We start from the raw sequence: 19955 nt of genomic DNA, 5'->3' as shown, positions 1-19955 counted from the left end.
GCCAGTTATGAACCGTGCCCGACTTTAGCCACGCTTGCCGCTTGCGCTGTCTGCACGGCGATCCATCGGCAGCACGACGACCTTGGTGCCGACTGTGACGCGGGAATACAGATCCGACACGTCCTGATTGGTGAGGCGGATGCAGCCCGACGAGACCTGCGTGCCGATGGTCTCCGGCATATTGGTGCCGTGGATGCGATAGATGGTGCCGCCGAGATACATGGCGCGGGCGCCGAGCGGGTTACCGGGGCCGCCGGCCATGTGGCGCGGCAGATAGGGCTGGCGTGCGATCATTTCAGCGGGCGGGGTCCATGCCGGCCATTCGGCCTTGCGGGTCACGGTTTGTACGCCGGACCAGGTGAAACCATCGCGGCCGACGCCGATGCCATAGCGGATCGCCTGGCCATTGCCGAGTACGTAATAAAGATAGGTGTTCGGCGTATCGACAATGATCGTGCCGGGGGCCTCGCGGGTCGGATAGTTGACGATCTGCCGCCTGAAGCGCGCGGGCTGTTCGATGGCCTGGCGTTCGTCATCCACCTGCGGCGACTGCATATAGGGCGCAGGCTCGCTCTGGACCGGCGGCGCCATGAAGAACGGAAACAGCGGCAGCGGCGCTGCGGCTGCCGGGTGGGCAAAGGAGAATGCGCCGGCAAGGAGCGCGCCGATGGCGACGGCAGCACGGCGAATTTTTCGTTCGAAAGAAGCGAGGGTGATCATGGGAATCTCCGTTTGAGCGCCTGTGAATGAGCGCCCGTTCGGCGCCTCGTTGGCAGGAGATGTACCCAGCGGCCGTTTCAGGAGATTTGCGTCAATTCTGCAAAACGGTTTCGTCGCGGCGGGGAAATGTGTCGTCGCAGGGGATAGGGGCAACATTGTTGCATCGGGAATGACCGTCGGCGCGCCGATTTGAATCAAGCGCGCCGGGCTTCGGTGGTCACTCGTTAACGGTGGTATCCGGGCGCCAGGTCAGCAGCCGGTTCTCGATCATGGTCAGGATCCATTCGGCCAGCAGTGCCACGATCGCGATAACGATCATCGCGGCGAACACGCCGTTGGAATCGAACGAGCCCTGTGCGGTTGCGATCAGCAGCCCCATGCCTTCGCGGGCGCCGAGGAATTCGCCGACGATGGCGCCGACCAGCGCGAAGCCGAACGACACATGAAGGCTCGCGAGAATCCAGGACAGGGCTGAGGGCAGCACCACCGCGCGGGTCATCTGCCAGTTGCTGGCGCCGAGGATGCGCGCATTGGCGATCAGGTTCTTGTCGGCCTCGCGCACGCCCTGGAAGGCGTTGGCGAACACCACGAAGAACACCATCACGACGGCCAGCGCGATCTTCGATGCCGCGCCGAGGCCGAGGGCCACGATGAAGATCGAGCCGAGCACGACGCGCGGGATCGAATTCGCGACCTTGATGTAGATCGAGAATACGTCCGACAGGAGCTGGTTACGTCCTAGCGCGATGCCGCACAGGATGCCCATGGCCGAGCCGATCAGAAAGCCGGCGCCGGCCTCGTAGATCGTCACCCAGATCTGTTTCCACAGCGGCCCGATCGAGGTGCCGTTTTCGGTCCAGTCGATCAGCTTGGTGACGATGCCGGATGGCTGGCCGAAGAAGAACGGATCGATCACGCCGAGGCGGACGCCGAATTCCCAGCCGCCGATCAGGAATACGAGAACGGCAAGCCGCAGCGCCAGCACCAGGCGTTGATGGCGGCGCAGGCGCTGGACGGCGGTCTCGATGCGGCCGTCGGTGGCGAGGGGGGCGGTCACTGTTGTCTCGGTCATGTCAGTGTCCCCGCGCGTCAGCGCCCCGTGCGCGCAGTACTTCCTCGCGCAGGTCGTCAGAGATCTTGCGCGCAATGGCGATGAAACGTTCATCGTAGCGCAGCGTCGCGACATCGCGTGGACGCGGAAGGTCGATGGTGTGGACGGACTTTACCCGCGCCGGTCGCGTGGTCAGCACGGCGACGCGATCGGCGAGCAGGATGGCTTCGTCGAGATCGTGGGTGACGAACAGCACCGCGGATTTCGCCTGCGCCCACAGCTGCAGCAGTTCCTCCTGCATCAATTCCCTAGTCTGCACGTCGAGCGCGGAGAATGGCTCGTCCATCAAAAGGACCTGCGGATTGTTGATGAAGGTCTGCGCCAGCGCCACGCGCTTGCGCATGCCGCCGGAGAGCTGATGCGGATGGTGATGTTCGAAGCCTTTCAGGCCGACACGAATGATCCAGTCGCGCGCGGTGGCTTCCGCCTTGTCTTTCGGGACGCCGCGAAACAGCGGCCCGGCCATGACATTGCCGAGCACGTCGCGCCATGGAAACACGGCATCCTGCTGGAACACGAAGCCGACGCGGCGATCGACGCCGGTCACGGGCGCATCGAACAATGTGACTTCGCCGCCTTGCGGGCGGGCGAGCCCGGCGATCAGCCCGAGCGTCGTTGACTTGCCGCAGCCGGTCGGGCCCACCACGGCCATGAATTCGCCGGGCGCAATGCTGAGGTCGAAATCCTCCAGCGCGGAGAGAACGTCACCCGAAGGCGTGACGAAGCGGCGCGCGACGTTCTTCAGCGCGACGGCGGAGGGCGATGCAATTGCTGACATGCTCAGTTCGTCGCGTTGGCTTTGACCACGAAATCCGTGGTGTAGGTCTTGGCGAGATCGATGGTCTTGTCCTTGAGGTTGGGCGAGAAGCTGTTCAGCACGCTCAGCACCGATTCCGGCGCACCCGCCGGCATCATGCCGTCTACGGAGTATTGCGGCTTGCCTTCTTTCAGGCCCTGCACATAGAGATCGAGTTCGCCGGCGTAATAGTCCTTCGGCATCTGCGCGGCGATTTCCTCCGGCGAGTGGCTGTTCATCCACTTCAGCGTCTTCACGAAGGCATTGACGACCTTCTGTGCCGTCTCCCTGTTCGCTTCCATCCAGGCGCGGTCCATATAGAGACACGCGGCCGGATAATCGCCGCCAAGTGCAGCGCGGGTGCTTTCCGGTGTGCGCAGATCGATGCCGACTTTAGCCGTGCCGTTTTTCACCGCGCGCGCCACCGTCGGCTCGGTGGTCATGCCGGACACGATCTTGCCCTGCTGCATGGAAGCCAGGAACGTATCGCCGGCGCCGACCGGCACCAGCGTGTAGTCCTGCATCTTCAGGCCCGCCTTGGCGGCGAGCGCGCGGGTCAGGAAGTCGGTGGCAGAGCCGAGACCGGTGACGCCGAGCGTCTGGCCCTTCCAGTTGGCGGGATCCTTCAGCTTGTCGGCGTCGGCAGCCTTCACCAGCACGACTTCGCCTGGCGCGACGGCGAACTGCACCACCGAGGTGATGAACTTGCCCTTGGACTGCAGGTCGATGGTGTGATCGTAGAAGCCGACCACGCCTTGCACTTCGCGCGCGAGCAGGGCGGTCGCCGCCTGCGAACCGGAGGTGGAGTTGAACAGCTCGACGTCGAGCCCCTGTTCCTTGAAGAAGCCGAGCTGCGCCGCGAGTTTCGCCGGCAGATAGATCTGCTTGTCGATACCGCCAACCATGATCTTGATCGGGGTTTGCGCCGCAGCAGGGGCTGCAAGTGCAGCGGCGAGTGATACAGCCGCAATGGCTGCGGCAAAGAATTTGCGCATAGGCGTTTCCTGACTTCTGAATTCGGCGCTGGTCTACTGCGCGGGCGATCGTCCCGGCTGATGCGCAAGCGCTCGCAACGGGGGTATCAGGCCCCGGCCTGCGTCAAACTGTCAATCGGCTATTGGCAGGTTACGGCAGCAAAAAGCGCCCGCTCGGGAGAGCGGACGCCATGGATGAGAAAGCTTTATGGGATTAGGGCTCTACAGCACGCCAAATACGATAGCGCCGACGAAGGCGATTGCCGCATAGGCGGCCACAACGCTGAGTTGGCCGAACATAGTCATGGGAACCCTCCCTTTGACGTTGTCGCGCTGAGTAACGCGAAAGCTGGCAGTCCGTTCCCGCAGAAAAGAGAAGGAAGTCGACCAACTGCGGCCGTAGCCGTATGAGCGTCGGCAACATGGTAAATCAAACGTGAATTCAATGCGTTGAAGAGTCTTTAAAACATTTCGACCACCTTGCGCGAATGACGCGCAGAGTTCGTTTGTATCTCGTCGGCTCCGTCGTCCTTGTTTCGCTTGCGGGTTGCGGACGCGGTCTGTTTCAGACCCAGGAACGTGAACCATGGCGTGCCGAGGCAGAAGTCGCATGTCTCAAATCCGGCACGGTGAAAGAGGGCGCTGATCTCGTTCGGATCAACCCGATTTCCGGGCCTGGTGTTTGCGGCGCTGAATTTCCCTTGAAGGTCGCAGCCCTTGGCGAGGCCAGCAGCAGCTATGGTTTTGCCGATGAGACCTTGCGGCCGCCTGGCGGCATCAGCGGTGCAGGCCAGCCGCGTTGGCCGGTCCAGCAGCAGCCACAGACCATGGCGCACCCCGCCAGCAGCTATCCGAATTCCTATCCGCAAGCCGCGCCGCAGCAGCCGTCCTATGGCGGTTCGTCCTATGGCGGCGCTGCCAATAACGGGCCGATCTCACTGAACGCGCCGGGCGTGCCGCCGGACAATGAAGACGAAATCGAACTGCCGCCGGAAGGTTCGCCGCAAACGATGCCGGCACCGCAGCCGCAGCAGCGCGCGCCTTACGGCCGCTATAGTTCAGGTGTGCAGCAGAGCCAGCCGCCGCAGGATTATGCCCCGCAGCGTCTCGGCCCGGGACAGGGCAATGTCACGGGCTCGGTTGGCCCCGTCGTCGTGAAACCGACGGCGACGCTGGCCTGTCCGATCGTCTCGGCACTCGACAAGTGGCTCGCGGAGTCCGTGCAGCCGGCAGCGATGCGCTGGTTTGGTACCCGTGTCGCCGAGATCAAGCAGATCTCCGCTTATTCGTGCCGCGGCATGAACGGCAATTCGCGCGCACACATCTCCGAACACGCATTCGGCAACGCGCTCGATATCTCCGCCTTCGTGCTCGCCGATGGTCGCAGCGTCTCGGTGAAGGCAGGCTGGAAGGGGATGCCGGAAGAGCAGGGCTTCCTGCGCGACATCCAGGGCGGCGCGTGCCAAGTCTTCAACACCGTGCTGGCGCCGGGCTCCAACGTCTATCACTACGATCACATTCACGTGGATCTGATGCGCCGGCCCAAGCGCCCGGTGATCTGCCAGCCGGCTGCCGTGTCGGGCGAGGAGATTGCCGCACGCGCGCAAAGCCGCAACCCCTATGCCAGCCGCAACAGTGACTACGGCGGCGTGACCGGCTCGATCGGCCGCACGGCCAAGAAGTCGACGCGTAAATCGCCCGATGACGAGGACTTCTACGAGAACGAATAGACGAGCGCGTCAGATGCGGTAGGCGGCAAGGAACATCTGCACCGCGCTGTCGACGACCTTGTCGATTTCCGCGCGCGTCGGAGTCGGCTTGGCCTGGAAGATGAAGGGCTGAAACAGCGTCGCCTGGCAGGACATCATGAACTGCGCTGCCGCCAACTCGGTGTCCTTGATCCGGAGCTCCTTCGCCGCCACGCGGGCATCCAGATAGTCCGCGACGCGCCGGATCGCATGCGCCAGCACCGCTTCGTAAAAGCGTTTGCCAACATCGGGCATGCGCTCCGCGATCGCCATCACGGTACGGATCGCCGAGCCGCCGCCGGGCCGACACAGCAACTGAATATAGGCGCGGCCGAACTCGCCGAGCGTGGTCACCGCATCGCGTTCCGGATCGAGATTGAAGACAGCTTTGCCCTGTTCGAGCTTCTCCTGCTCGACGATCGACTCGAACAGCGCGCTCTTGTCGGTGAAATAGACATAAAGCGTCCCCTTGGAGACACCGGCGGCACGCGCGATCTCGCCCATGCTGGCGCCGTCGAAGCCCAGATCCAGGAAGACTTTTCGCGCGCCGTCGAGAATTTGGCGGCGCTTGGCGCTGTCTTCCTCGCCGACAGGCGAGAGGGGGGCAGGGTGGGAGGCAACCATTCGTTCAGCCTGTTCGATGAATCAACGGGATATCGCCCGCGATGAAACCGGAATAACGCAAAATCGTGATGAACTGGCCGAACTATATCTTGACCGAACCGTTCGGTCAATTTACATATTGCCGCAGCAAGCGGAGAACCCGGCCTGTCCGATGGTCTCCGCATTCTCACGTTTGAGGAGGCCGGAATGGCCGGACCACGCGACCAGGCTGCCCGTATCATCCGCCCCGAAGGCGAGGCTGACAGCGCGCCGGTACGCGTCGTGTCGCCCGCCGCGGATGAACCCGCGGCCCGCGGTCCTGCGGATGCGCCCGCACCTGAACAACCCGCCACGGAAGCACCAGCCGCAACCGCGCAGACTGCTGCGCCAAAATCCGGCAAGAAGAAAAAAGTACTGCTCGGCGTTGGCGCGCTGCTCGCCGTCGCAGGCGTCTATTACGGCATCAACTACTATCTGGTCGGCCGCTTCATCGTTTCGACCGACGACGCTTATGTCCGCGCCAGCAACACCACGCTGGGAGCGCGCGTCTCGGGCCACATCGCGCAGATCCTGCCGGGCGACAACGTGGCAGTGAAGGCCGGCGAGGTGATCTTCAGGATCGATGACGGTGACTATCGCATCGCTGTCGACGCCGCCAAGCGCAAGATCGACACCCAGAAGGCCACCATCGAACGGATCGGCCGTCAGGTCGGTGCACAGGAAAGCGCCGTCGAGCAGGCGCAGGCCCAGCTCGCATCGGCCGATGCCGCCGCCAATCGCGCCGTGCTTGAATTCGACCGCCAGGAAACACTCAGCAAGCAGGGTTTTGCTTCGCGCTCGGTCTACGAGACCTCGCAGTCGAACCGCGACCAGACCTCGGCTGCCGTCAAGGCCGCGAAGGCATCCGTCGACGCGGCCAAGAGCAGCGTCGAAGTGACGAAGGCACAGCAGAACGAAGCCCGCGCACAGCTCGCCGAATTGCAGAGCGCGCTGGACAAGGCCGTGCGTGATCTCGACTTCACCACCGTGAAGTCGCCGGTGGATGGCATCTTCTCCAACCGTCTCATCTCGACCGGTGATTTCGTTTCGATGGGTCAGCGTCTCGGCAATGTCGTGCCGCTGAACGACGTCTATATCGATGCCAATTTCAAGGAGACGCAGTTGCGCCGCCTGAAGCCGGGCCAGCCGGTCTCGATCGAGCTCGACGCCGATAGCAGCCGCGCCATCGAAGGCACGGTGGAAAGCCTCGCGCCTGCCGCAGGCTCGGTGTTCACGCTGTTGCCGCCGGATAACGCCACCGGCAACTTCACCAAGATCGTGCAGCGCGTGCCTGTGCGTCTCAGGGTGCCGGCTGATGTCGCCAAGGAAAACCTGCTGCGCGCCGGCATGTCGGTCTATGTCCGCGTCAACACCAAGCCGGGTGCAGAACCCGCGCGCTAAGTCAGGACAAGCAGATGTCCACGACCACCACCGTGTCAGGCGCACCGCCGGCCACTCCGGCTGCGGACTATGTCGCGCCGAAACGCCTGATCGCGTTTCTGATCATGGTGTTCGGCATGTTCATGTCGATCCTGGACATTCAGATCGTCTCGGCCTCGCTGTCTGAAATCCAGGCCGGATTGTCTGCGTCGTCCAGCGAAGTCTCGTGGGTGCAGACGGCCTATCTGATTGCGGAAGTGATCGCGATTCCGCTGTCCGGCTTTTTGTCGCGCGCACTCGGCACGCGGTTGCTGTTTGCGATCTCGGCCGCCGGATTCACTTTCGCCAGCCTGATGTGCGGCTTCACCTCGTCGATCGAGCAGATGATCCTGTGGCGCGCGATCCAGGGCTTCCTTGGCGCCGGCATGATCCCGACGGTGTTCGCCTCGGCCTATACGGTGTTTCCGCGCTCCAAATTCCACATCGTCGGCCCGATCATCGGTCTCGTCGCGACGCTGGCGCCGACCATCGGACCCACGGTGGGCGGCTACATCACCGATGCGCTGTCATGGCACTGGCTGTTCTTCATCAACGTGGTCCCCGGCATCGGCATCACCATCGGCGTGCTCGCGCTGGTGGATTTCGACGAGCCGCATTTCGAACTGCTCGATCATTTCGACTGGTGGGGCCTCGGCTTCATGGCGGGTTTCCTCGGCTCGCTGGAATATGTGCTGGAAGAGGGGCCGCGTAACGACTGGTTCCAGGACACGTCGATTGCGATCTTCGCGGTCATCTGCCTGCTGTCGGCCATCGCATTTTTCTGGCGCGTGCTGACTGCGCGGGAGCCCATCGTTGACATCCGTGCCTTCACGGATCGCAATTTCGCGCTCGGCTGTCTGTTCTCATTCTGCGTCGGCATCGGGCTCTACGGCCTGACCTATCTCTATCCGCGTTATCTCGCGGAGATCCGCGGCTACAGCGCGCTGATGATCGGCGAGACCATGTTCGTCTCGGGCGTTGCGATGTTCCTGACGGCGCCGCTGGTGGCACGTCTGATGCAGAAGATCGACATGCGCTATCTCATCATGACGGGATTGGTGCTGTTCGCTGCCGGCACCTGGCAAATGACATGGGTGACGCGCGATTTCGATTTCTACGAATTGCTGCTGCCGCAAATCCTGCGCGGCATTGGCATGATGATGGCCATGGTGCCGATCAACAACATTGCGCTCGGCACGCTGGCGCCGCAGATGCTGAAGAACGCCTCCGGCCTGTTCAATCTGACGCGCAATCTCGGCGGCGCGCTCGGCCTCGCGCTGATCAATACTGTGCTCGATCACCGCACTGATTTCCACATCACGCGTTTGCACGACAAGGTCACCTGGGGCAATGCGCAGGCGGTCGAGATGCTCAATATGTTCACCCAGAAGTTCCAGGGTATGGGTGACGCGTCGCGCATGGCGATGAAGCAGCTGTCGCAGATTGTGCATCGCCAGGCCGTGGTGATGAGCTTTGGCGACGCGTTCTTCGCGCTGTCGGTGTTCTATGTCGGTCTCAGCCTCATGGTGATGCTGCTGAACAAGCCCAGCAATCCCGCCAATGCAGGCGGCGGGCACTAGGCGCGGCTGGAGCGGTTCTATCGCCAGCCGACGCTTTCCTGCCGGCCATCATGTTGCCAAAAGTCGGCGGCACATCTATAAAATCATTATCCATTGCTCGAACCCGAGGGAGAGTCTGCATGAAGTCGATTGATCTGCTCTCCGGAATTCTCGGTTCGGTGCACGCATGCGGGTTTATGCGGGCTCGTTGAGCCCCGGTTCCGCCTCTGCCGGTCGGGCCTGATGTCCCGATCATCCTGATCTTTCCCGTTTCTGTACTTTTAGGACGCTCGCGCTCGGTCTGCCCGTTGCGCGTCAAACCATGGAGCCGGTCTGCGCAGGGGCGCTGCCGGATGAAGTCATGACTCTGAAGCCCAAAGACCGCGCCGCCGCTATCCGCGTGGTGATCCCTTTCGTGATCCGGCATTGGTTCCGGCAGCCCGGCCGTGTCGCGGTGACCGCTGCCGGTTTGCTCGGCGCGACGGTGGCTGACCTGTTCATGCCGCTGTTTTCCGGCCAGTTGGTCGATGCCGTCACCAAAGGCGGCGCCGATCCGGCGGCGCGGCATGCGGCCTATGTCGCCTTCGGCGCCATCGTGGCGCTCGGCGCGTCGTCGATGCTGCTGCGGCTGCTCGGCATCCACGCCATCGTTCCGTTCACGCTGCGCATGATGTCCGATCTGTCGCGCGAGGCTTTCGCGCGCGTGCAGCGCTTCTCTACCGACTGGCACGCCAACAGTTTTGCGGGCTCCACGGTGCGCAAAGTCACGCGTGGCATGTGGGCGGTCGATCTGCTGAATGACACGCTGCTGATGGCGCTGCTGCCGTCGCTGGTGGTGCTGCTCGGCTCGATGTTGTTGCTTGGCTGGCACTGGCCTGCGCTGGGCGGCGTCATCGCCGTCGGTGCGGTCGCCTATATCGCAATGACCGTGTGGTTCTCCACGCGCTACATCGCGCCGGCTGCGCGCGTGTCGAATGCATGGGACACCAAGGTCGGCGGTACGCTGGCGGATGCCCTGACCTGTAACGCCGTGGTGAAATCCTTCGGTGCGGAAAGTCGTGAAGACGGTCGGCTGGGGCAGGTCGTCGGCCGCTGGCGCGTGCGCGTGGCGCGCACATGGTATCGCTACAACACCACGAGCACAGTGCAGCTCGCAGTGCTGCTCTGCGTGCGTACGGCGGTGATCGGGGGCGCGTTGTGGCTGTGGCTGCAAGGTCAGGCCACGGCGGGCGATGTCACCTATGTGCTGACGAGCTATGTCGTGATCCACGGCTATCTGCGCGATGTCGGCATGCACATCAACAACCTGCAGCGTTCGGTGAACGACATGGAGGAGCTTGTCGCGATTCATGATGTCGCGCTCGGCATCGCCGATGCTCCCGAGGCCCAGCCGATTGCGATCACCGGCGGGCGCATTTTGTTCGATGACGTGACGTTCCACTATGGAGGTCATGCCACGCCGCTCTATGACGGGCTGTCGGTGGACATCCGCGCCGGCGAGCGCGTCGGTCTGGTCGGGCGTTCGGGCTCCGGCAAGACGACCTTCGTGAAGCTGATCCAGCGGCTCTATGATGTGTCGGGTGGCCAGATCATGATCGACGGTCAGAACATCGCCGATGTCACGCAGGAATCGTTGCGTAGCCGGATTGCGATCGTGCAGCAGGATCCGATCCTGTTTCACCGCTCGCTCGCCGACAACATCGCCTATGGCCGGCCCGGCGCCAGCATGGCGGCGATTGAACAGGCGGCGCGGCTGGCGAATGCGCATGACTTCATCACCCGGCTGCCGAAAGGTTACGGCACGCTGGTCGGTGAGCGCGGTGTGAAACTGTCGGGCGGCGAGCGGCAGCGTGTCGCGCTGGCGCGTGCATTCCTGGCGGACGCACCGGTGCTGATTCTGGACGAGGCGACATCGAGCCTCGATTCAGAGTCGGAGGCGTTGATCCAGGAGGCGATGGAGCGGCTGATGAAAGGTCGCACCTCGATCGTTATCGCGCATCGCCTGTCGACGGTGCGCAGCCTCGATCGCATTCTGGTGTTCGATCACGGGCACATCGCGGAAGAGGGCACCCATGCGACGCTCACGGCCCGGCCGAACGGCATCTATCGCGGCCTGTTCGAACGGCAGGTACTGGATCTCGATCGCACCGCCGCCGCGGAATGATATCAGGAAGGAACGGGGGCCGCCGTTGGCCCTCGTTCGCATTAATGCGTTCGTCCCCCGTGGGCGAGCCGATCGTGGCGACACCCGCACGGCGGCGCCCGTCGTCGCAAAATCGGATGTCGTTGACAGTTCCTGCTTTGCGCAACACTCTGTCGATCCTGCGACCAGTATAGACCGTATTGGGGCTCGACGATGGATTGCTCGCCGGACATTCAGACATGGTCGACTGCTCTCGTCGAGCCGGAACGACGGCTGGATTACTGGATTTCCGCGGTCTGCGAAGGCTTTCTGGAGATGGATATCGCCAGCCTGGCGTCCGCGAGCTTTGCGTCCGAACTACAGCGCGGGCAGCTCGATGTGATTGGGGTCAATCAAGTTCGAGGCGATCCCCAGCATGTCTATCGCACCAGACGCGCCATCTCGCGCGGCCAGTCCAATTTTTACTATCTGCTTTGCAAGACCGACCGGAACTGGTCGGCCACGCAATGCGAGAGAACGGCGATGTTGCGCCCCCATGATCTTCTTCTGGTGGATTCGCGGCGCCCCTATGAATTTCATTTTCCGGTGACGTCGGACACGATTTCGCTGGAGCTGCCGATGGGATGGGTCGAGCGCTGGCTTACCGCGCCCGAGCAGCATCTCGGCCGGGTGATTGATGGACAGTCTGGCTGGGGACTGGCACTGAGCGGCTTCGTCCGGCAATGGTCACCGGAACTGGCCGTTCGCAGTCCGCTGCCGGCGTCTCTCCTCGTCGATCAATTGGGAGCCCTGCTGGCTCTGACATTGGAAGGCGATGTGACGCGGTCGACGACAGAGACGTCTGGCACGCTCGCGCTGATTGATCGGATTCGTCGCGCTCTGAGCGAACGCTATGCCGAGCCCGGCCTCACTGCAGCGTCGATCGCCGCGCAACTGCAAATCTCGGAGCGCACGCTGCATCGCGGTCTCGCCAGTGCGTCCGTAACCTTTAGCGGGCTGCTTGCCGACTGCCGCATGTCAATGGCCCGCAAGATGCTGGCCGAGCCGCGCTTCGACCGTGTGAGTATCGGTGGCATCGGCCAGAAGGTCGGCCTGACAGATCCATCACATTTTATCCGCCAGTGGCGCAAATATCTGGGTGTGACCCCCGGCGAGTTCAGGCGCCGACGATAGCCTGTGACGCAAATCGTCGATTGGGCTGGCGCAATCCGGCCATCTGCCCGGCATGTCGGCGTTTATGAATGTCCGGGGAACATCGGGAGGAGTGCATGGCAGATCTATACGTCCTGGTTCACGGCGCCTGGCACACGGGGAAGGAGATGGACGCGGTCGCCGGTCATCTGCGGGCGAGCGGGCATGTCGTTCATTGCCCGACGGTCGCTGGCAACAACGCGAATGACGACCGCAGCACAGTTGGGCTTGCGCAGGCTATCGCTTCGATCGCTGATTATATGGAGAAAGAAAATCTGCGGGACATACGCCTTGTCGGACACAGCTATGGCGGCATGGTGATTTCGGGCGTCGCGGACCGTATGGCAGAACGCATCAAGCGCCTGGTCTATGTCAACGCCTTCGTTCCGCTGGACGGACAGTCGCTCAACGACATGGTGCCGCCGCATTACCTTGGCCTGTTCGATTCCATCGCTGCCGCCAACAACAACGCGGTGATGCTGCCGTTCGAAATCTGGCGCGACGCTTTCATCAACGATGCCGATTTCGGACTGGCGAAGTCAGCCTATGAGCAACTCAATCCGCATCCCTACAAGACATTCACCGACAAGATTTCGCTGAGCAAGCCTCTCGCCGAACTTGCGGTCGGGAAATCCTACGTGAATTGTCAGCAGGACATTGCGCTGCCACACAGCCTGCCATGGCATCCGCGACTATCCGAACGTCTTGGTCTGTTTCGGCTGGTCGAATGTCCGGGCAGCCATGAAATGTTCTTCAGCAATCCTGCACGCCTCGCAGAGGCGATCATTCAGGCAGGACGGGACTGAAGCAGATTTCGGTGCGGTCATCGGCGCCAAAACTGGCGAAGGGCCCGGCGTGTTGCGCCGGGCCCTTCGTTGTTCAGAAAGTTATCAGCCGGCCTGTAAGCCGGGTTCTGTAGGGCATCGCCGATTTGCACCGGCAATACGTGACGGCCATTCCTCTGGGACCATAGTTGCCTATGGCCTCAAGCAACCTACCCGGACAGCGAGCAAGACATTGCCCCGCAGTGTTATCGCTCAAGGTGAGCGAACTGACTGCTTTGCCGTCCCTATTCGGTTTTGCTCCCGGTGTGGTTTGCCATGCCGTTTCCGTTGCCGGATACGCGGTGCGCTCTTACCGCACCTTTTCACCCTTACCGCACCATCTCCTTGCGGAGGGAGGCGAGGCGGTTCGTTCTCTGTGGCACTTTCCCTGGGGTCACCCCCGCCGGACGTTATCCGGCACCGTATGTCGATGGAGCCCGGACTTTCCTCTCCCGCAGCCTTTCGACCGTAGCGGGAGCGGCCGTCCAGCCGACTGACGGCACAGGCATGGAGGCTCAGGGCCGTGGCGTCAAGCCAGGAACGCGCGCAGTCTTTGCCAAAATAAATTATCCTGAAGATGTCGTTCTGCTGCCGGTTCGTTCGACTGACGGCATGATCCCGGAAAATGGAAACCAGTTTTCGGACCCGATCATGCCCATGTCACGGCGAATGGCGCCGCTCAAGAGGAGAGAACGCAATGCAGTATCTGCTGATGATCTACCAGAACGAAGCCGAGTACGCGAAAATGGACGCCGCCACAGGCAAGAAGATGCTTGAGGAATATGGCGCGTTCACCCAGTCCATCGTCCAGAGCGGCAATTTCAAGGCAGCTGACCGGCTGCAGCCGACGACCACTGCGACCACGGTGCAGGTGCGCGACGGCAAGATGCTCACCACCGATGGTCCGTTCGCCGAGACGCGCGAACAGCTCGCTGGTTACTATCTGGTCGATGCGAAAGATCTCGATGCCGCACTGGCGATTGCGGCGCGGATTCCCAGCGCGCGGATCGGTTCGATCGAGGTGCGGCCGATCTGGGCCTATAACTGACGCCATGACGTCAGCCGAAATCGACAGGATCTTTCGCAACGAGGCGGGTCGCGCGCTGGCGACGCTGATCCGTCTCGTCGGCGATTTCGATTTGGCTGAAGATGCGTTGCAGGATGCTTTTGCGGTTGCGCTTGAAAAATGGCCAGCCGCCGAGCCGCCGGCAAATCCGCGTGCGTGGCTTGTCAATGTCGGCCGCAACAAGGCGATCGACCGTGTCAGGCGTCTGGTCTCGTTTCGCGACAAGCGGGAACAGGTGACGCATGAGCTGTTGCTGAATGCGTGCGCAAATGACGATCGCTGTGATGACGCCGTTCTCGACGACGACATGCTGCGGCTGATTTTCACGTGCTGCCATCCGGCTTTCGCCGCGGAGGTGCAGGTGGCGCTGACGCTGCGGACCGTCTGTGGATTGAGCACCGCTCAGGTGGCACGGGCGTTTCTGATTGGCGAAGACGCCATGGCGCAGCGTCTGGTCCGAGCCAAACAGAAGATCCGCATCGCCGGAATTCCCTATGAAGTGCCTGTGCGAGATGCGCTCGAACAGCGCCTGCGCGGCGTGTTGGCCGTGATCTATCTGGTTTTCACCGAAGGCTACGTTGCCACGTCAGGCGACGATCTGATGCGGCCGGACTTGGCGCGGGAAGCAATCCGGCTAGCTCGTTTGCTTGATACGCTGCTGCCGCAGCGACGCGAGATCAAAGGCCTGCTGGCGCTGATGCTGCTGCACGACGCGCGCCGCTCCGGTCGTGCAACGGCGGATGGCGATATGGTGCTGCTGGAAGCGCAGGATCGGTCGCTGTGGGATCATCAACAGATTGCCGAGGGATTGCGGCTGGTCGAGGACGCGTTGCACGCTCCGGGCCGACCCGATGACTATGTAGTGCAGGCCGCGATCGCGGCGCTGCATGCGCGGGCGCCAAGCTATCAAGCCACCGACTGGCCGCAGATCGCCGGGCTCTACGAAGTCCTGCTGCGGATCAGGCCATCGCCGGTGATCGAACTCAACCATGCTGCGGCGGTGGCGATGGTCGATGGTCCGCTGCGTGCCTTGAATCTGGTCGACGCATTGCAGGCGCGAGGCGGACTCGACGGCTACGATCTGCTGCCGGCGGTGCGCGCCGACCTGTTGCGCCGTCTCGGCCGGCGCGATGCTGCCCGCGATGCGTATTATCGGGCCAGCGCGGCCACGCAACTGGCACCGCTGCGCCGGCTTTACGCGCGGCGATTGGCTGAGCTGGACGAGATGACCGATCCGGAGATCTAGGCTGTCGCTTCGCTGGGCAGGCTGGAGAGCAGGGCCTGCAGCGTGGTCAGCGTCGAATGATCGACGAGGCCATCGACGCGCTCGGGACGGAAATGGCGCTGGAAGGCGGTGACCACTTCCATGGTCGGGGCATTGTACTGGCCATCGGTCTCGATGCCGTAGCCATAGCGCGCCATTGCATGTTGCAGCGCCAGTACGTCGTCGCCCGCAGCGCCGAGTTTCATGGTTTCGCCGCGCACGATCGGCGCCGGCATCACCCAGTGGCCCACGCCGGAATTGGCCAGCGAGTGCCACGGGAATTTTTCGCCGGGATCCTTCTTGCGCGAGGGCGAGACGTCGGAATGACCGAGCACGCGATGCGGCTGCAGGTCATGACGCAGCATGATGCCGCGGCACAGCGCGGTGACGGCGGCGATCTGCCGGCTTGGAAAATCCGGATAGCCCCAGTCATGACCGCGATTGATGATCTCGATGCCGATCGAGCAGGAATTGATATCCTCTTCGCCGGCCCAGAAACCGACGCCGGCGTGCCAGGCCCGCTTGGCTTCCGGCACCGTCTGCACGATGCGGCCATCCTCGAGCACAATGTAATGCGCGGAGACATCGGTGCCCGCGCTGCACAGGCGCGTGATCGCGCCTTCCGGATCGGGCATGCCGGTATAGTGCAGCACGATCATGTCGGGCACGAGGCCCTTGTTGCGGTCACCGAAATTCGGCGACGGGATCACATCGGAAACGACGGATGAATCCGGGGTAAAGGTCGGCATGTCCGCGGCGCCCTTGGGCATCGGGAGGGCGCGTTGACGCTTGGAGTCGGATCCAGCGGGTGCGGACGAAGGTGAAGCCATCAGAAAACTCAAATCAGTCACGAGAACAGCAGCACATATCGGTTGCGCCGCAGGCGCGTACTATCCTCGACCGGCACCTTGCTATGCAACGACTGCATGACAGTTTTGCCCCATTTTTATCCACTGTGGGCTTAAAGCATCAGCACTACGATGAAACCGGCACTTGTAATTGATCGACTGCTCTCCAACCCATCAACGCTTTCTTAACGCTAAGTGCCGTTACTGAGTGGTGAAGAGCCAACCTGAAAAGGGCGGCCAAAGTTCCATTTTGACGCTCAGATCCCGGCGTTCTGATCCCATGGCAATCCCGAAGAATCCATGCGGACATCAGGCCTGCCTCGCGCAAAACGCGGGCGGCGCGTCGAATGGAACCCGCAATCGTGCGGCGATCGGGCTTTTTGGTCAGAAAAGCCGGGCGCCGCGCCGACAATTGAGGCGACATGGGCCTGTTCGTGTCCAGTTTGATTTTGCGCCTCGATGCGAAGGAACGGAACGCGCTGTTTGCGCGCTTCCGGCAGGCGCGCGCATGAGCACGCCCGATACAAGACATATCTCCGTTCTCGGCGTGGAAGCCGTCGACATGCTGAGCCCGCGCGCCGGTGGTATTTATGTCGATGCCACATTCGGCGCCGGCGGCTACTCCCGCGCGATCCTGGCGACCGAGGGAACCCGCGTCATCGCCATTGATCGCGACCAGACGGCCATCGCCGGTGGTTTCGATCTGGTCGACGCGTCTGACGGCCGTCTCACGCTGGTCGAGGATCGCTTCTCCAATCTCGCCGATGTGTGTGCTGCCCAGGGCGAGCCGCTCGTCGATGGCGTCGTGATGGATGTCGGCGTCTCGTCGATGCAGATCGATCAGGCTGAACGCGGCTTCTCGTTCCGTTTCGACGGACCGCTCGACATGCGCATGAGCCAGCACGGGCCGACCGCGGCCGATGTGGTGGCGAAAGCCTCCGAAGCCGATCTTGCCAATATCATCTATATCTTCGGCGAGGAGCGGCACTCCCGCTCCGTCGCGCGCGCGATCATTGCGGCGCGCAAGGAAGCGCCGATCGAGACGACGAAGCAGCTCGTCGATATCGTGCAGAAAGTCGTGTGGGCCAAGCCCGGCGAGATCCATCCGGCGACGCGCACGTTCCAGGCGCTGCGCATCTTCGTCAATGCGGAGCTCGACGAACTCCATACCGCGCTCGCCGCTGCCGAGCGCGTGCTGAAGCCGGGTGGTCGACTGTCGGTGGTCTCGTTCCATTCGCTGGAAGACCGCATCGTCAAGAATTTCATCACCGAGCGCAGCAAGACCGGCGGCGGATCGCGGCATCTGCCCGAGGTCGCGCAATCGAAGCCGCGCTTCTCGCTCGTCAACAAGCGCCCGATTACCGCTGGCGACGAAGAACTCAAGGCCAATCCGCGCGCGCGGTCCGCGAAGCTGCGCGGCGCCGAACGCACCGATGCGCCGGCGCAGGATGCCGGCCCGTTGCCGGGCTGGCCGACGCTCGCCTCCGTGTTGAGGGGAGGCTGACTATGCGGATCATCCACCTTCTCGTGATCGCCGTTCTCGTCTTCGCCGCCGCCTATGTCTATCGCATCAAGATGGAATCCACCGTGCGCACCGAGAAAGTGCTGCGCCTGCACGCCGATATTCGAGAACAGCGCGACGCAATTGCGTCGCTGCGTGCCGAATGGGCCAAGCTGGATGCGCCGATGCGGCTGCAGGGGCTGGCCGAACGTCATCTCAAGCTGCAGCCGGTGACGGCGCAGCAATTCGACACGTTGAAGAATCTGCCGGATCGGCCGCCGAACTTTGCCAAGCCCGGTGAGCCCGATCCGATCGGCGCGATGATCCACACCATCGATCCGGATATCGTGACCGGCTCGCTGCCGGCGCCGGAGGATCCGCAGTGACAGGTCCGCAACTCGACGCGAACAAACCGATCACCCGGCCGCCGGAGCCCTGGCGCCAACGTCTGATCCGCAGCCTGCTCTACGGGCGCAACGTCGACCGTGCGGCGAAGGCACGCGCGCGCGTTGGTCTTGCGATGATCGCGTTCGGCGGCGTCTACGGCATCATTGCCGTGCGTCTGATCATGTTTGCCGTCAACGGCGATACCCATGCCGAACGCCGCGCCACGCGTGACGCTATCGCCACCGCGCGTCCCGATATCGTCGACCGCAATGGCGCGATCCTTGCGACCGACGTCAAGTCACCATCGCTGTTCTCGGAGCCACGCCGTATCATCGACAAGGACGAAGCGGTCGAATTGCTCACTGGCGCATTGCCCGATCTCGACGGCGCCGAAGTGCGCGAGCGGATCATGAGCAAGAAGGGCTTTGCCTGGCTGAAGCGCGAGATCACGCCGCAGCAGCAGCGCGACATTCATCGCCTCGGCATTCCGGGCATCGGCTTCCTGCGCGAGAACAAGCGCGTCTATCCGAGCGGTGCGGCGGTCTCGCATCTGATCGGCCTGACCAATATCGACAACCAGGGCATTGCCGGCATCGAGAAATGGCTCGACAGCAATGGCCTTGCCGATCTGCATCGCGCGGGCTTTGCTTCGGATCGTCTGCAGAAGCCGGTCGAGCTCGCCGTCGATCTGCGCGTCGAACACGCGCTGCGCGATGAACTGCTCAAGGCCAAGGCGAAATACAGCGCCAAGGCGGCGTCGGGTCTGGTGTCGAACGTGAAGACCGGCGAGATCGTCGCCATGGTCTCGCTGCCCGACTTCGATCCGAACAATCCGAAGGAAGCGCACGATCCGGACCGCATCAATCGCCTGACCACCGGCGTCTATGAAATGGGCTCGACCTTCAAGACGCTGACGCTGGCGATGGCGCTCGACAGCGGCAAGGCCAATCTGAATACGATGTATGACGCGCGCTATCCGCTGAGCTACGGCAAGTTCAAGATCCACGACACCCATCCGGTGCCGCGTCCGATCTCGCTCGCCGAAGTCTTCACTTTCTCGTCAAACGTCGGTGCTGCGAAGATCGCGCTCGGGCAGGGCGTCGAAGCGCACAAGGCCTTCCTGAAGAAAGTCGGCCAGCTCGATCGCCTGCGCACCGAACTGCCGGAAAGCGCGATGCCGATCGTGCCGAAACGCTGGGGTGAACTGAACACCATCACCATCGCATTCGGTCACGGCATGGCCGTGGCGCCGCTGCAGGCGGTGATGGGCGTCAATGCGATGATCAATGGCGGGTTGCTGATCCCGCCGACCTTCCTGAAGCGCACCGAAGAGGAAGCGCGGGAGATCGGCAAGCGCGTCATCAAGAAAGAGACCAGCGACAAGGTGCGCTACATGATGCGCCTGAATGCCGAGGTCGGTTCGGCGCGGCAGGCAGAAGCCAGGGCCAAGGGGTACTATCTCGGCGGCAAGACCGGCACGGCCGAAAAGGTCGTCAACGGCCGCTATTCCAAGAAGCAGGTGCTGAATTCCTTTACCGCCGTGCTGCCGATGGATAATCCGCAATTCCAGGTGCTGGTGATGCTGGACGAGCCGAAGGCGCTGCCGGAAACCCATGGTTTCATCACCTCGGGCTGGAATGCGGTGCCGACGGGCGGCAACGTGATCGCCCGTATCGCGCCGCTGTTGGGGCTCGAGCCGCGCTTCGATCTGGCGCCGTCCGACCGCCTTATTCTTGCGACATCCAAGGTGACTCAGTAACGC

General features: G+C 62.7%; 17 protein-coding genes and 1 other RNA gene. 11 read left to right on the top strand and 7 right to left on the bottom strand.

All coding sequences use genetic code 11. The features are described from left to right. Positions 1-24: 24 nt before the first annotated feature. The 4 genes from AB8A38_RS09970 to AB8A38_RS09955 form a co-directional block, all read right to left on the bottom strand. Complete coding sequence (locus AB8A38_RS09970) at positions 25-720, bottom strand: L,D-transpeptidase (RefSeq protein ID WP_315841305.1); 696 nt, start codon at positions 718-720, stop codon at positions 25-27. A 217-nt stretch (positions 721-937) separates the two neighbouring features. Next, positions 938-1792 carry an ABC transporter permease gene (locus AB8A38_RS09965; protein WP_231077590.1) on the bottom strand — a complete coding sequence of 285 codons (855 nt, stop codon included), beginning with the start codon at positions 1790-1792 and terminating at the stop codon, positions 938-940. A gap of 1 nt (position 1793) precedes the next feature. Beyond that, positions 1794-2609 carry an ABC transporter ATP-binding protein gene (locus AB8A38_RS09960; protein WP_439085862.1) on the bottom strand — a complete coding sequence of 272 codons (816 nt, stop codon included), beginning with the start codon at positions 2607-2609 and terminating at the stop codon, positions 1794-1796. Between the two features lie 2 nt (positions 2610-2611). Further along, positions 2612-3622, bottom strand: a complete 1011-nt coding sequence (locus AB8A38_RS09955) for an ABC transporter substrate-binding protein (protein ID WP_439085861.1) — start codon at positions 3620-3622, stop codon at positions 2612-2614. A gap of 467 nt (positions 3623-4089) precedes the next feature. Between AB8A38_RS09955 and AB8A38_RS09950 the strand changes: the two genes are divergently transcribed. After that, on the top strand, positions 4090-5331 hold the full coding sequence (locus AB8A38_RS09950; protein WP_439085860.1) for an extensin family protein: 1242 nt from the start codon (positions 4090-4092) through the stop codon (positions 5329-5331). 9 nt (positions 5332-5340) lie between these two features. On the opposite strand, the gene AB8A38_RS09945 is transcribed toward AB8A38_RS09950, so the two are convergent. Beyond that, the gene (locus tag AB8A38_RS09945) at positions 5341-5973 is read right to left on the bottom strand and encodes a TetR/AcrR family transcriptional regulator (protein ID WP_439085859.1); all 633 of its coding nucleotides are present in this window, start codon (positions 5971-5973) and stop codon (positions 5341-5343) included. A gap of 186 nt (positions 5974-6159) precedes the next feature. Here AB8A38_RS09945 and AB8A38_RS09940 point away from each other — a divergent pair, with 186 nt between their 5' ends. The 5 genes from AB8A38_RS09940 to AB8A38_RS09920 all read left to right on the top strand — a co-directional run bounded on the left by AB8A38_RS09940 (position 6160) and on the right by AB8A38_RS09920 (position 13109). After that, positions 6160-7392, top strand: coding sequence for an HlyD family secretion protein (locus AB8A38_RS09940; protein WP_439085858.1), 1233 nt, complete (start codon positions 6160-6162; stop codon positions 7390-7392). Positions 7393-7406: 14 nt separating this feature from the next. Next, the gene (locus AB8A38_RS09935; RefSeq protein ID WP_439085857.1) at positions 7407-8990 is read left to right on the top strand and encodes a DHA2 family efflux MFS transporter permease subunit; all 1584 of its coding nucleotides are present in this window, start codon (positions 7407-7409) and stop codon (positions 8988-8990) included. Between the two features lie 340 nt (positions 8991-9330). Then, positions 9331-11133 carry an ABC transporter ATP-binding protein gene (locus AB8A38_RS09930; RefSeq protein WP_439085856.1) on the top strand — a complete coding sequence of 601 codons (1803 nt, stop codon included), beginning with the start codon at positions 9331-9333 and terminating at the stop codon, positions 11131-11133. Positions 11134-11325: 192 nt separating this feature from the next. Further along, positions 11326-12285, top strand: a complete 960-nt coding sequence (locus AB8A38_RS09925) for a helix-turn-helix domain-containing protein (protein ID WP_439085855.1) — start codon at positions 11326-11328, stop codon at positions 12283-12285. Between the two features lie 95 nt (positions 12286-12380). Beyond that, entirely contained in the window at positions 12381-13109 is a 729-nt protein-coding gene (locus AB8A38_RS09920) for an alpha/beta hydrolase (RefSeq protein ID WP_439085854.1), read from the top strand. A gap of 80 nt (positions 13110-13189) precedes the next feature. Here the strand turns inward: AB8A38_RS09920 and rnpB are convergent. Continuing rightward, positions 13190-13624, bottom strand: an RNA gene (rnpB, locus tag AB8A38_RS09915) — RNase P RNA component class A. A 200-nt stretch (positions 13625-13824) separates the two neighbouring features. On the opposite strand from rnpB, the gene AB8A38_RS09910 reads away from it, so the two are divergent. After that, entirely contained in the window at positions 13825-14175 is a 351-nt protein-coding gene (locus AB8A38_RS09910; RefSeq protein WP_439085853.1) for a YciI family protein, read from the top strand. Positions 14176-14179: 4 nt separating this feature from the next. Continuing rightward, positions 14180-15439: an RNA polymerase sigma factor gene (locus AB8A38_RS09905; protein ID WP_439085852.1), complete on the top strand. Its 1260-nt coding sequence runs from the start codon at positions 14180-14182 to the stop codon at positions 15437-15439. Here AB8A38_RS09905 and AB8A38_RS09900 read toward each other — a convergent pair. Further along, positions 15436-16287, bottom strand: coding sequence for a peptidoglycan recognition protein family protein (locus AB8A38_RS09900; protein ID WP_439085851.1), 852 nt, complete (start codon positions 16285-16287; stop codon positions 15436-15438). The genes AB8A38_RS09905 and AB8A38_RS09900 overlap by 4 nt on opposite strands. Before the next feature lie 526 nt (positions 16288-16813). Here AB8A38_RS09900 and rsmH point away from each other — a divergent pair. The 3 genes from rsmH to AB8A38_RS09885 are packed head-to-tail and all read left to right on the top strand — an operon-like array spanning position 16814 to position 19952. Further along, a complete protein-coding gene (gene rsmH, locus AB8A38_RS09895) occupies positions 16814-17809 on the top strand; it encodes a 16S rRNA (cytosine(1402)-N(4))-methyltransferase RsmH (RefSeq protein ID WP_439085850.1) in 996 nt (331 codons plus the stop codon). 2 nt (positions 17810-17811) lie between these two features. After that, a complete protein-coding gene (ftsL, locus tag AB8A38_RS09890; protein ID WP_439085849.1) occupies positions 17812-18192 on the top strand; it encodes a cell division protein FtsL in 381 nt (126 codons plus the stop codon). Next, entirely contained in the window at positions 18189-19952 is a 1764-nt protein-coding gene (locus tag AB8A38_RS09885) for a peptidoglycan D,D-transpeptidase FtsI family protein (protein WP_439085848.1), read from the top strand. Before ftsL ends, AB8A38_RS09885 begins: the two co-directional genes overlap by 4 nt. Positions 19953-19955: the final 3 nt, after the last annotated feature.

The organism is Tardiphaga sp. 839_C3_N1_4 (assembly GCF_051811045.1).
Lineage (GTDB): Bacteria > Pseudomonadota > Alphaproteobacteria > Rhizobiales > Xanthobacteraceae > Tardiphaga.
Note: the sequence above shows the minus strand (reverse complement) of the source record. Positions and strands in the feature narration are given on the sequence as shown.

Bases quoted from the DNA above. Each gene is read 5' to 3' on its own strand.
- AB8A38_RS09970 (WP_315841305.1), bottom strand. From the start codon at position 720: ATGATCACCCTCGCTTCTTTCGAACGAAAAATTCGCCGTGCTGCCGTC.
- AB8A38_RS09965 (WP_231077590.1), bottom strand. From the start codon at position 1,792: ATGACCGAGACAACAGTGACCGCCCCCCTCGCCACCGACGGCCGCATC.
- AB8A38_RS09960 (WP_439085862.1), bottom strand. From the start codon at position 2,609: ATGTCAGCAATTGCATCGCCCTCCGCCGTCGCGCTGAAGAACGTCGCG.
- AB8A38_RS09955 (WP_439085861.1), bottom strand. From the start codon at position 3,622: ATGCGCAAATTCTTTGCCGCAGCCATTGCGGCTGTATCACTCGCCGCT.
- AB8A38_RS09950 (WP_439085860.1), top strand. From the start codon at position 4,090: ATGACGCGCAGAGTTCGTTTGTATCTCGTCGGCTCCGTCGTCCTTGTT.
- AB8A38_RS09945 (WP_439085859.1), bottom strand. From the start codon at position 5,973: ATGGTTGCCTCCCACCCTGCCCCCCTCTCGCCTGTCGGCGAGGAAGAC.
- AB8A38_RS09940 (WP_439085858.1), top strand. From the start codon at position 6,160: ATGGCCGGACCACGCGACCAGGCTGCCCGTATCATCCGCCCCGAAGGC.
- AB8A38_RS09935 (WP_439085857.1), top strand. From the start codon at position 7,407: ATGTCCACGACCACCACCGTGTCAGGCGCACCGCCGGCCACTCCGGCT.
- AB8A38_RS09930 (WP_439085856.1), top strand. From the start codon at position 9,331: ATGACTCTGAAGCCCAAAGACCGCGCCGCCGCTATCCGCGTGGTGATC.
- AB8A38_RS09925 (WP_439085855.1), top strand. From the start codon at position 11,326: ATGGATTGCTCGCCGGACATTCAGACATGGTCGACTGCTCTCGTCGAG.
- AB8A38_RS09920 (WP_439085854.1), top strand. From the start codon at position 12,381: ATGGCAGATCTATACGTCCTGGTTCACGGCGCCTGGCACACGGGGAAG.
- AB8A38_RS09910 (WP_439085853.1), top strand. From the start codon at position 13,825: ATGCAGTATCTGCTGATGATCTACCAGAACGAAGCCGAGTACGCGAAA.
- AB8A38_RS09905 (WP_439085852.1), top strand. From the start codon at position 14,180: ATGACGTCAGCCGAAATCGACAGGATCTTTCGCAACGAGGCGGGTCGC.
- AB8A38_RS09900 (WP_439085851.1), bottom strand. From the start codon at position 16,287: ATGGCTTCACCTTCGTCCGCACCCGCTGGATCCGACTCCAAGCGTCAA.
- rsmH (WP_439085850.1), top strand. From the start codon at position 16,814: ATGAGCACGCCCGATACAAGACATATCTCCGTTCTCGGCGTGGAAGCC.
- ftsL (WP_439085849.1), top strand. From the start codon at position 17,812: ATGCGGATCATCCACCTTCTCGTGATCGCCGTTCTCGTCTTCGCCGCC.